Consider the following 12,218-nt stretch of genomic DNA (forward strand, 5'->3'; position numbering starts at 1 on the left):
TTTACTATATTGTGATTCCCGCTACGGCGGGAATCTTTATTTAAAAAATTAACATAAATAATTGTTTTAAAATATGTCAGATGTAACTGCGGTAAACAACTTAGTAGTAAAATATAAAGAGTTACAGCAAGAAATAGGAAAAGTAATAATAGGACAACAAGAAGCAGTAAACTTTACATTATTATCTGTTTTTTGTGGAGGACATTCGTTATTGGTAGGAGTTCCAGGATTAGCAAAAACCTTATTGGTGAATACCATTTCTAATGTTTTAGGATTGAATTTTAAAAGAATTCAGTTTACACCAGATTTAATGCCTTCTGATATATTGGGAAGTGAGATTTTAGATGAAAGTCGTAAATTCAAATTTATAAAGGGTCCTATTTTTTCTAATATTATTTTAGCAGATGAAATTAACCGTACACCTCCAAAAACACAAGCAGCTTTATTAGAAGCAATGCAAGAGCGTTCGGTTACTGTTGCAGGACATCATTATCAATTAGATTTACCATTTTTTGTGTTAGCAACACAAAACCCAATAGAACAAGAAGGAACCTACCCATTACCAGAAGCTCAGTTAGACCGTTTTATGTTTTCAATTAACTTGGAGTACCCATCATTTGATGAGGAGGTTCAAGTAGTTAAAAATACCACGTCTGATACTACCAATACTGTGAAATCATTATTTAGTGCACAAGAAATTTTGGAAATTCAAAAATTGATTCGAAAAATTCCAGTGGCAGATAACGTAATTGAATATGCAGTAGGTTTAGTAGGTAAAACCAGACCTAATTCAGATAAAGCAACTGATTTTGTGAAAAAGTATATTGATTGGGGAGCAGGACCAAGAGCATCGCAAAATTTAATATTAGCAGCCAAAGCACATGCTGCAGTGAATGGAAAGTATTCACCAGATATTGAGGATGTGCAAGCAGTAGCTGTTCCTATTTTATCTCATAGAGTTGTGAAAAACTATAAAGCAGAAGCTGAGAATATTACAGTTAAAGAAATAATAACATCATTATTTTAATAAACCTAAGAGATCTAAGATCTCTTAGGTTTAAATATTTTTTATATAGAAATATTTCTTAAAAGAGGCTCTGCATATAAAGCAGCAGCATCCACTTCTAAAACTTCAATAACAGTATTGCTCGAAGAAAATTGATAGAAATTTCCAGAAATAGCTCCTTGAACCAATAAACTCTGGTCTCCAATATATTTAAAACTCGTTTTTTTCGGTGTTTTAAGAGATGTATCTATAGAATTTTCTAGTTTATTATTTTGGTAATATTCTTTAAGTTTTATTCTTTTTTGACCACAACATGACATAATTAATAATGTTTTAAGAATTGTTTTTTTCGATTAATTTTTGAAGTATACACACAGCTCCAGATAATGAAAACCATAATAAAAAGAAATTTTCAATAGAGTTTGCCTTCCAAACAGCAAAAGGAATTGCTACCCATACACTTAAGCAATAGAAGCAATCGAGCAAGTTTCCGAAGAAACTTTGCCCTAATTGCATTCTTATTTTGATTACCACATCCAAAGGACCATCTTCATGACTAAATAGATATGTGATACGCCAAATGGCTAGCATCATTAGTATGAAAGTGAAGGAATCCATTGATTAGGATGTTTTACGTTCAATGTAGAAACTATAATGTCTTTTGTATCTAGATGTTTCTAATCCAGAATTATATCCGTTTGTCACTCGTTTTGCCGCTGTTAGCGCTCCAGAGATAACAACAAATTGTTCACCAGTTCTCATCCAGCCATCTTCATCATCTGAAGGTTTTAATTGAATGTTTACAAAATCATTGGTGCCAAATTTATCAATAGTACCTCTATATCCTGGACATGTTGGATCAGTATTAGATGGATTATTTCCAGAATCTATGGTTCCTGTTTTATCGCCAGAAATGGATGATGGACTAATGACTTCGACTTCAATGTTTGGAGCAGGACATTTTCCCATACTCAATTTATAATTATCAACAAAACCATAAGGATCGTTAGCTTTAATTGATAGGTTTAAAGGTATTTTCATTTGACTATCAGTTAATCGATAAAGTCCACAAGGAATTTTTTCAACAGTGCCTGCAAACCCAACACTTCCAATTCCAAAACCAAGAGGTTTATTGTGGATAAATAAAGCAATCATATCTCTGGCTGCTGGTATTTGATTTCCGTTAACATCATACCCTTCAATTAAAAAATGAACAGTTCCTGGAGTGTCTTCATCATAAATATTTGTATTTAGGCGTATATACCTGTCTAGTCTTGAAAACTCCCAATCGATTCGGTTACCACTAGCGTCTCCTAAAAAAGCTTCTGTTTGAATGCACTTGTATGCTGGAACTTCTATGGAAACACCACCATCTACGTTAAGCATAGTAGCAAATGGTCCTACCAAATCACCGTGGTAATTAGGTAATGATCTTTTTGAAAATTGTGGATGCCTATATACCTGTTTTACAAACTGCCAAGGATTACCAGGTTTACGATAACGAATGGTATAATGCCTAATAATTGGGTCATTTTCTTCTCGTTCTGCATTGTACATACATCCATGAAAATCAACCGTTCCAGCCCAAGAGGCACAATCTACTGAGAAGCCTGCTTGACTATTTTTAACTGTTATTTTACCATCTGCATGCAAATGATTACTATATCCTTCTCTTTTTAAGATATTTGGATTTGTTTGTGCTAAAGTATTTTGGTTTCCTCCAATAAATACATTTCCTAAACTACCTACTAAGTTTCCATTAAAACATAATGGTCCTGTAGTCTCTATTTTGCTCTTAGGAAGACATAGGTTAATTCGTTGTAAGTTTTGCACATTGAATCTTGGAGCAGTTTCAAAAACTGTTTTAGAAGGATTAAATGTGTCTTGAACTTTTACAATAATATCAGGTCTTAATTGAGTAGCATATGTCTCGCCTGGAGCGGTATCTTGAAATATATCTTTTAGTTTGTCCCAGAATCCATGCTTAAATTTAAAGAGATAGTTTCCATGCATGTCGGTAATCGCATCTCCTAATTTTTTACGATGACCATCTCCAGTATAACTTCCTCCTGCTAATTCACTTGTAGTACGGTCGTATTCCTCAAAACTTAAAGTAAGATTGGCACCCACTTCTGTATCACATCTAAAGCGAGAAAAGTCAATGCTTTTTGCTAGTTCTAAGCGATCACTAATATCTATTGTTTGCAAACTGCTTAAAGAAGTACTGGCTTTTAACATACTGCTCTCTACTTTATAATTTGAAAGCAATAAGTCTGAATTATTAGTGTCTTTTTTCGCTTTGGCAATTTCTGTTGTTTGTGGAATTCTTCTGTAGATATTTACTTCCTGAATTGGAATTTGAGCTTCATCTACCACATTTATCATAATTGGTTTAAAACCTGGTATTGGATCTGGACCAGGTTGCGGTATTGGTGGAAATGGAGGATTGATAACTTCCTCTGGAATCCTTTCTGGATAGTACTTTTTAATAATGTCTCTTATACGATCTACTTTAAGAGCTTCTAATAATTGTTCATGGGTATCAATAACAAACCATCTTCTAAAACAAGGGTTGATAAGACAAAGTCCACTATATAAAGTTACATTACCATAAATCATATAATCATTGATTAAGGCAGTGCTTTTACATTCAAGAATTAAATCATTAAAATCATTGTCTCCTCCAGAGTCGTTTGATTCTACATCAAAAACGTAGTCGTTTCCAATTTTCCTTGGAAATTTAATACGAGTATCTGAAAGTTGAAACCCGCTTCCTGGGTTATGTTCAATAGAGATACTCCATTGGTCTCCTTTTACAATTACAGGAGACATGTCAGTGTTAGCATCATAAGCGCCATTTCCTGTGGTGGCGCCACTTACTATAAAGCGTTGGGGATAAGAGGCCTGTTTGGTTTTTACGCCAATAGACCAGTTTCCTTGCATTGAAACAATCATAATTTAGTTTGGTTAAAAAGGTTAATAATTGCGCAAATTTACGTCCGTAGCTTAGTTTTTTATCAGTGTAAAATACTGAATATCAATGCATTTTATTCCTGAAAATTACCTTGTGTTTTTCCTAGTAAGAAAAGGGGTTAACTGGGTAGGGTAGTGCTAGTTATAAAAAAACGAGGACATTTGTCCTCGTTTTTTTTTGTCTATTTGTAGAAGTGTTAGTTTATATTCCAAAAGGGTTATCTATAGATTCCATAGGCTTTGTAAACCATTTTGGACCGTCTTCTGTCATGTAAATATGATCTTCATGTCTAATTCCGAAAGCATCAGGAACACAAATCATAGGTTCATTACTAAAGCACATTCCTGGTTTAAGAAGTGTGTGGTCGTTTCTTACAATATATGGCCACTCATGAATATCTAACCCAATACCATGCCCTGTTCGATGTGGTAGTCCTGGTAGTTTATAGTCTGGACCCAGATTGTGACTTTCTAAAACCATTCTAGAAGCATTATCTATATCAGCGCATTTTTTTCCTAGTTGGGCCGCATTAAACGCTGCCAATTGCGTCTCTTTTTCTATATCCCATATGGCACGCTGTTGTTCAGTAGGTGTACCAAAAACATAGGTTCTTGTAATATCAGAAATGTAGTCATGAAGCATACAACCTGTATCTACAAGCACAACTTCATTTTCTTCTAATGCTTTTGGAGTTTTTACACCATGGGGAAAAGAAGAATCTACACCAAAAAGAACAATACAAAAATATGATCCAGATGGAATTCCGTAGTGTTTATGAGCTTCATTAATAAAGTTTGTTACTTCTTCAGTACTAATACCAACATACAAAATTCTTGCTACTGCTTTTTGAACTTCCAAAGTAATGTCCATTGCACGTTGAATAATGGCAATTTCATTAGAAGATTTAATCATTCTACAGGTTGCTGTAATAGATTTAGCATCTTCAAAAGCATAATCTTTAGTAAGCTTTTGAATTCCGTTTGAAATAAAGAAAGGTGTTGCTTCATCTATTAAAATAGTACCACTTTTAATGCCTTTTTCCTTTAATAAATTTAAGAACAAGTCATATGGACTCTCATGCTCTTCCCAACAACGAACTTTACCTTCAACTAGCATAAAGTCTAAAATTGTTCCTTCTTCAAATTTTGGAGCAATGTATTCTAAACTTCCATCAGCATATAAAATCGCTCCAACCATACGTTCGCTTGAGTTCCAACGAGTACCTGTAAAATAGTATAAGTTGGTCCCTGCATGTAAATACATGGCTTTTACTCTTTGTTCATTTAACAAAGTAGTTGCTTTTTTTACGCGCTCTTCGAACTCTTCCTTTTGTATCGGTTGAATATTAGTTACCCAAGGCTTTATTTTTGCTAGTTCTTTCTCTGTAGTGGAACCTCCAATACCTATCATTTTTAATGTTTTAGTTGTTGTATAATTTATGAATTTTCGTTTCTTCTCCTAACCAAGATTGTAGTTTATCGTATATTTTATCCTGATCTTCTTTTGAGAAGTGCTTTATTCTAGTAGAATGGTCTGCTTTTTCTAAAACCATTTTCAAGGCATCTACTTCTGGTTTTGGAGAAGGAGCACAAGCACCCCATGGATCATAAGCCCCATAAATGTAAATGATTTTATCTCCTTTGTTTTCTACAAAATCTCTAACTTTTGTAATGTACTTAGGGTTATAAGTAAGATCGACATTTTTCGGTGCAAAACGATTATTTGAAGTATTCTTTACCACTTTTAGTAAATCTTTTACTGGTGTAAAATCAAAACCATAGTACCCCAGTTCTTTTAAATGTTGATAAAATGAAGGTAGGTAAGTGTGGAATCCCTTATCGCTATAAAAACCTATTCCAACATCTTTATGGAACTTTCGCACAATTTCTTTTGTAGAAGCGTTAATCGCTGGTAATTTATCACAAGCGCCACCTCCCCATTGCCAGAAAGAAAAAGGAAATTCTAATACTAAATATTCCAAAGCTTCTTCATGTGGTACTTCGGTGAATTTTAAATCGTTTTCAGTTGCAATTTTTTTAAATTCTTCAATAGATTCCTTTCGGTTTTCTAAAACTTTTCTTTGCAATGCTATAATATGATCTCTACATTCTTTACTTCCAACAGAGTTGATATGGTTTGTTGTTCGTGGATCTTCTGTACCATTGATAAGCGGAGCAACATAAGGTATTGCTACATCTACATCGTTAGGATATTTTGATTTATAAATTAAGGTGGTTTCTCCACCTTTACTAATTCCAGAAGAGATCCATTTTCCTTTGTATAAAGATTTTAATTTGGTAACGATGCTATGATAGTCTTCAATGGCATTATCATTTGTTAAGTATTTCCAAGGAATTGAATCTGGTCGAGATTTTCCATACATTCTATACTCTACAATTACTTGGTTCCCTTTAAAAATATTACTTAATTCAGTAGTTCGATTGTAAGCACTGTATCCATCAGTAACTATAACAGTCGGTTTTTTATAGTCGCTATGAGAAATATACATGTAATGTTTAAATGTACCTTCAGCAGGATTGTTTGGATTTAAATATTGATCAAGAACTATTTTGTAGGCTTTTGTAAAATGATCTTTGGTGGCTATAGAATCAATTGTAGCTTTTGGAAACAAGGTTTGCAGTTGTTCCTTAAGATCTTTGGATGCGGTATCCTTAATTTCAGTTTTACAAGAAACTGAAATCAATGAGATACAAAATAGTAGAAATATAGTTTGTAAATGTTTCATTAGATAAAATATTAGTACAAGTAAAAATACTGGTAAGCAAATACATGTAATAATATAATATTAACTACTGTAGGTATTATATTGATCTTTGTAAGGGTAATATTTGATGTGTAAGCTGGTATTTTTTTATTTTTAATCTATGAATGAAATTATTCAAATTCCCAGTGAATTTATTGAAGAGAATACTACGTTTACCGAACTAATTGATGAACTGCGATTAGCGTTTTCAGAAAGTGCTACAATAGTACCTATGCGCCATCATCATGATTTTCCTAATCCGAAAGTAAATGCAGATTCCACCTTATTACTTATGCCAGCTTGGAGTCCAAGCAAAAGTGCTGGAGTTAAAATTGTTACGGTTAGTCCGGAAAATGCACAATTTGACTTACCATCAATTAATGGAACTTATTTGTATTTAGATGCAGTAAAAGGTACAATAAAAGCCATTTTAGAAGCAAAAAGTTTAACGGCAAAAAGAACCGCAGCGACTTCTGCTTTAGCATCATCGTTTTTGTCAAGAAAAGATGCAAATAGTTTATTAATGATTGGAACAGGCGCATTGTCTGCTAATTTGATACAAGCACATGCCTCCGTAAGACCTATTAAAGAGGTGTTTGTTTGGGGACGCAATTTTAAAAAGGCAAAAGGTATTTGTGAATTGCTAAAGAATGAGCGTTTTACCATTGTTCCTGTTGAAAAAATAGAGGATAGAATTTCTGAAGTTGATATTGTTTCAAGCGCAACATTGTCAAAAACACCTTTGGTTTTTGGTAGTTATTTAAGAGAAGGTCAGCATATTGATTTAGTAGGAGCGTATAAGAAAGATATGAGAGAGGCAGATGATGAAACCGTTAAAAGGGCATTGGTATATCTAGATACCTATCAAGGAGGCTTAAAAGAAGCAGGAGATATTGTAATTCCTTTAAAAACAGGATTACTCAAAGAAGAGGAAGTAAAGGCGGATTTATTTGAATTATGCGAAGGAGCAAAAAAAGGAAGACAATCAGCAAGAGAAATAACAATGTTTAAATCAGTCGGTCATGCTTTAGAAGATTTGGCGGCTGCAAATTATTACTATAAAAAATATACAAATGAGTAAAGTATATCAGAATATTATAAATCAAACGAATTTTGAAGTGCCTTCTGATTGGTTACAAATAAAAACGATTGATATGCATACGGGAGGAGAACCCTTAAGAGTAATTGTAGATGGTTTTCCTGAATTAAAAGGAAACAACGTATTAGAATATCGCAGGTATTGTAAAGAGAATTATGATTACTTACGAACGGCTTTGATGTTTGAACCTCGTGGGCATGCCGATATGTATGGTTGCATTATAGTACCAGCCAATGATGATGAAGGTGATTTTGGTATTCTTTTTTTACATAACGAAGGATACTCTACCATGTGTGGACATGCAATTATTGCTATTTCTACTTTAGCGGTAGAAATGAATTGGATTGATGTAAAGGAAGGTGATAATATCTTGAAGATTGATGCTCCCTGCGGAAGAATTATTTCTTATGCCAATGTTCACGAAGGAAAAGTAACAGGGGTTCGATTCCATTGTGTGCCTAGCTTTGTGGTTGGTTTAGATAGAGAAGTGGAAGTAGAAGGTATTGGAAAAGTTACATATGATTTGGCTTATGGAGGAGCGTTTTATGCATATGTTGATATGGCTAAAAATAAATTTGATTTTGACCTAACTTCAAATTCTTATCGACAATTGATAAGTAAAGGAATGGATATAAAACATGCCGTGATGAATGCTGATGAAGAAATAGCACATCCTTTTGAAGAAGATTTGAGCTTTTTATATGGAACTATTTTTATTGATAACTCTAAACAAACATCAGGAGTAGACAGTAGAAATGTGTGCATTTTTGCTGAAGGGGAGGTGGATAGATGCCCAACTGGCTCTGGAGTATCTGGTAGAATGGCAATTCATAAAGCTAGAAAAGAAATAGATTATGGAGAGGCTATGACTATTGAGAGTATTACAGGTTCTATTTTTAAAGGTTCTGTGGTGAGTGGAGAAGATTATGGAAGGTTTAAAGCTGTGATTCCTCAAGTTGAAGGAACAGCACATATAACGGGAATTCAAAATTTTATAATCGATCCAAATGACCCAATGAAAGATGGATTTATTTTAAGATAAAAAAGAAGTCCTTTAAGGCTTCTTTTTTGTTTACATATATTACCTATGTTTTAAAATATTTTGTTTAGTTTTAAGACAAAAATTGAAGTATTCCTTGTGTTGTGAATATCTAATTAAGAAAGATAAAATTTAATAAAGAGTTGAAAAAGAATTTAAATTATAAGGTTTTATTATTAGCACTTATTTTTATTGTTGGTTGTACCGAAGAAAAAACAGATCTAAGCTTATTAGAAAAAGACAAAAAGGACTTAGTAGAAAACCTCAATTCATATAAAGTATCTGGATACAAGTTTGCAAAAATATTAATAAGGTCTTCCGTCGAAAAAGATACCGTTTCTAAAGAATTTCAATCATTTAAAGGAGATCTTGATAGAATTTTTAACACAGCTGTTAAATATGATATCAATAACTCTGAGAGTTTATCATTATTAGAATTTATTTCCATTTATAGAGATTATAAAAAAATGGAAGATTTTATAATGAAAACAGATGAAGATGATTTTCCTACTTTATCAGATGCTTTTAATGTAGTTTATGGGGACTCTATTTATAAACAAAGAGAATATTTAAAAGGAGACAGGAAAGTATATATTCAAAATGTTGAACATGCGGTTTTAAGTGCTATTGTTTTGTTAAGTAAAGGTTTGGGGAAAGAAGTTTCACTTTATGAATGTTCTCAAACTAAACCTGAGTTACTTCCCGATTCAGAAGTAAAAACACTATTACAATACTTTAGGGGGTTTTTGTTTTTCGAAAAAGGTTTGTACTATTTATCTGAAAGTGAAATTTCAAGAAATATCGATTGGCTTAACAATAATAAAGACGTAAACTTACCCTTTACAAGAGGAGTTTTTCAGTGGGGTGGACTTACTAATGAACAAACTTATATTGGTTTTCATGCCTTAAACCATTTGTTTAGAGGGTTTGATAGGTTGATGATGAAAAGAGAAATAGATGAGAAAAGAGCATTAGAAGATTTTGAGATATTTTTAAAGGATGTAAATCAAATAGGCTTAAGTAATGAGGTTGTATGGTCTGTTGAAACTTATCTATATTTAAAAAATGAAGAGAATGAAAAAGCAATCGAAGCATTAAAGAGGTTGAAGGAGAGTGAATTACTATCTCATAGTGATAAAGAAAAGATAGAAGAATCTATTGAATATATAAAAAAGAGAGAATCGGGAAAAGTACTTAATGGGGTTTATGATAAAGTTTTCTTAAGTAAGATTGCTACGAAATATGTATATACAATTCTTTCGAAAATTGATTGGAAAAATATAATGAAAGAGCAAAATGTACCTAACGTTGAAGAAATTTTCAAAACAGTTGATAATTTAAAGGATTTTGTTGAGAATATTGAGAAGTACACAAGTGTGGAAAACTTGCAAGAAGCTGGAGGGAAAATCAAAGATGAGGGAAAAAATCTTTGGAATAAAGTAAATGAATTAATTAAAGAGTGATAAAAAAGGAACTATAGAGAGTTTTAAAAAGTTAAAATATGAATAATCACCACTCAAAATAATCTTTTTTTGAGTGGTGATTACTTTTTATAATGCTTTACATTTTTGAGCTAACCATTGTTGTTCTTCTTTATTAAGCATGGGAGATAATTTATCCAACACCATTTGATGGTAGTTATTTAACCATAATATTTCAGTAGAGGTTAAATCATCAATGTTTAACAAATCAGTATCTATATAACAAAGGGTAAGTGGTTCAAATCCTAAAAAGGCTCCGAACTCAGTTTGATTTACCTCTTTTGAAACGACAATATTTTCGGTTCTAATTCCAAATTCATTCGTTACATAACAACCCGGTTCTATTGTGGTTAACTGCTTGGCAAGATGAGCTGTGGTACCACGTGCTGTGGTAGCTCCGGTGGCAAAACCTTGTGCAGGTTCATGTACCATACCAAAGCTTCCTATACCATGACCAGTTCCATGTGGATAATTTAATCCGTTTTTCCATAGATGAACACGCGCAAAAGCATCAATTTGTGCTCCTGTGGTACCTAGTGGAAACTGCAATTGTTCTAATTCAATATATCCTTTTAAAACACCTGTATATGCTGTTTTTATTTTTTCAGAAGGAGTGCCACCCAACCAAACTGTTCGGGTAATATCAGTAGTTCCATCTTTATATTGAGCACCACTGTCTACCAAAAGAATGCCTTCATTTTTTACCATGGAAGATCCTTCTTCTGGGGCGGTATAATGAATAATAGCTCCATTACCTTGGTACCCTACGATAGCGGCAAAAGATTCTCCAGTATAATATTCTTGCTGCTGCCTGAAACTATCTAGCTTTCTACCAATTTCATATTCTGATATAGTACGAATTTCTAGTTCTTTTTCTAACCAAATAAAGAATTTTGTAAGTGCTACACCGTCTTTAAGCATACAGTTTCTAGCACCATTAATTTCTGTTTCGTTCTTAATGGCTTTTAATTCTTTAGCTAAAGAGTTTTTATAGATAAGTTGACCATTAATACCTTCAAAACAAGCATAGTTTAAGCTTGAAGCGTCCGTAAGAACTACTTTATTATTGGTGGTTTCTGGTAGTATTGTTGCTATGTTATCGTAATCTTTGATAGTAATATTCAACTTTTCAAAGACGTTAATAGCACTTTTAGAAAAACGATTGGTATTACAAAATAGGATAGTATTCGTTTTACCTACCAAAGCATAAGCCGTTACTAAAGGTGTAAAATCAACATCTCTAGAACGAATATTGAACAACCAAGCAATCTCATCTAAAGAAGAGAATAAATAGTAATCAGCATCTTGCTTTTCAATTTCTTGCTGAACCTTTGCTAATTTAGAAGCAGTAGTTTCTCCAGAAAATTCTAAAGGATGAATATCTACAGCAAAATTGGGTAGATTAGATCTATCTGTCCAAATATCTTTTGCAAAATGAGGTTCGTTTTGTAATTGAATTTGCTTTTCACCAGTAAAACTGAGTATATAATCAATTTGTGCTTTTGAAAACTGACGGTAATCAACTCCAATAGTCGATTGTTCTTTTAGTAAATCACATAACCATGCTACATGTTCTGGAGCATGAGGAATAGATTGTTTACATAAAGTAACTTCAGTGTCTTTACATTCATCTTCAAACTGTAAAAAATAACGAGAATCTGTCCATAAACCAGCTATTTCTTGTGTTACTACTAGAGTTCCTGCAGATCCTGTAAATCCAGAGAAGTATTCTCTCAATTTCCAATAATCAGCTACATATTCTGATTGATGTGGGTCGGTAGAGGGTATAATAAAGGCATCTAAATTCTTAGATGCCATATAATTTCTTAACGCTTGTAATCTTTCAGCAATCATT

The 12,218-nt window shown here is 32.9% G+C and carries 10 protein-coding genes; 4 read left to right on the forward strand and 6 right to left on the reverse strand.

The window, feature by feature from the left end; translation table 11 throughout:
- Positions 1-73 precede the first annotated feature (73 nt).
- Complete coding sequence (locus Q0873_RS01860; protein ID WP_299104040.1) at positions 74-1,027, forward strand: MoxR family ATPase; 954 nt, start codon at positions 74-76, stop codon at positions 1,025-1,027.
- Positions 1,028-1,068: 41 nt separating this feature from the next.
- Here the strand turns inward: Q0873_RS01860 and Q0873_RS01865 are convergent, their stop codons facing one another.
- From Q0873_RS01865 to Q0873_RS01885, 5 genes are all read right to left on the reverse strand, one after another.
- Positions 1,069-1,326, reverse strand: coding sequence for a hypothetical protein (locus Q0873_RS01865; protein WP_299104041.1), 258 nt, complete (start codon positions 1,324-1,326; stop codon positions 1,069-1,071).
- A 13-nt stretch (positions 1,327-1,339) separates the two neighbouring features.
- On the reverse strand, positions 1,340-1,624 hold the full coding sequence (locus Q0873_RS01870; protein WP_299104042.1) for a DUF1360 domain-containing protein: 285 nt from the start codon (positions 1,622-1,624) through the stop codon (positions 1,340-1,342).
- A gap of 3 nt (positions 1,625-1,627) precedes the next feature.
- The gene (locus Q0873_RS01875) at positions 1,628-3,961 is read right to left on the reverse strand and encodes a hypothetical protein (protein ID WP_299104043.1); all 2,334 of its coding nucleotides are present in this window, start codon (positions 3,959-3,961) and stop codon (positions 1,628-1,630) included.
- Between the two features lie 220 nt (positions 3,962-4,181).
- Complete coding sequence (locus Q0873_RS01880) at positions 4,182-5,390, reverse strand: Xaa-Pro peptidase family protein (RefSeq protein ID WP_299104044.1); 1,209 nt, start codon at positions 5,388-5,390, stop codon at positions 4,182-4,184.
- Positions 5,391-5,400: 10 nt separating this feature from the next.
- The gene (locus Q0873_RS01885) at positions 5,401-6,726 is read right to left on the reverse strand and encodes a S28 family serine protease (RefSeq protein ID WP_299104045.1); all 1,326 of its coding nucleotides are present in this window, start codon (positions 6,724-6,726) and stop codon (positions 5,401-5,403) included.
- Positions 6,727-6,865: 139 nt separating this feature from the next.
- Here Q0873_RS01885 and Q0873_RS01890 point away from each other — a divergent pair, with 139 nt between their 5' ends.
- The 3 genes from Q0873_RS01890 (at position 6,866) to Q0873_RS01900 (ending at position 10,345) form a co-directional block, all read left to right on the forward strand.
- The gene (locus tag Q0873_RS01890; RefSeq protein WP_299104046.1) at positions 6,866-7,825 is read left to right on the forward strand and encodes an ornithine cyclodeaminase family protein; all 960 of its coding nucleotides are present in this window, start codon (positions 6,866-6,868) and stop codon (positions 7,823-7,825) included.
- Complete coding sequence (locus Q0873_RS01895) at positions 7,818-8,885, forward strand: proline racemase family protein (protein ID WP_299104047.1); 1,068 nt, start codon at positions 7,818-7,820, stop codon at positions 8,883-8,885. Before Q0873_RS01890 ends, Q0873_RS01895 begins: the two co-directional genes overlap by 8 nt.
- A gap of 140 nt (positions 8,886-9,025) precedes the next feature.
- Positions 9,026-10,345, forward strand: a complete 1,320-nt coding sequence (locus tag Q0873_RS01900; protein ID WP_299104048.1) for a short-chain dehydrogenase — start codon at positions 9,026-9,028, stop codon at positions 10,343-10,345.
- Between the two features lie 87 nt (positions 10,346-10,432).
- Here the strand turns inward: Q0873_RS01900 and Q0873_RS01905 are convergent, their stop codons facing one another.
- A complete protein-coding gene (locus tag Q0873_RS01905) occupies positions 10,433-12,217 on the reverse strand; it encodes an aminopeptidase P family protein (RefSeq protein WP_299104049.1) in 1,785 nt (594 codons plus the stop codon).
- Between the last annotated feature and the right edge of the window lies 1 nt (position 12,218).

The sequence above is a fragment of the uncultured Tenacibaculum sp. genome (genome assembly GCF_947498805.1).
Taxonomy (GTDB): domain Bacteria; phylum Bacteroidota; class Bacteroidia; order Flavobacteriales; family Flavobacteriaceae; genus Polaribacter.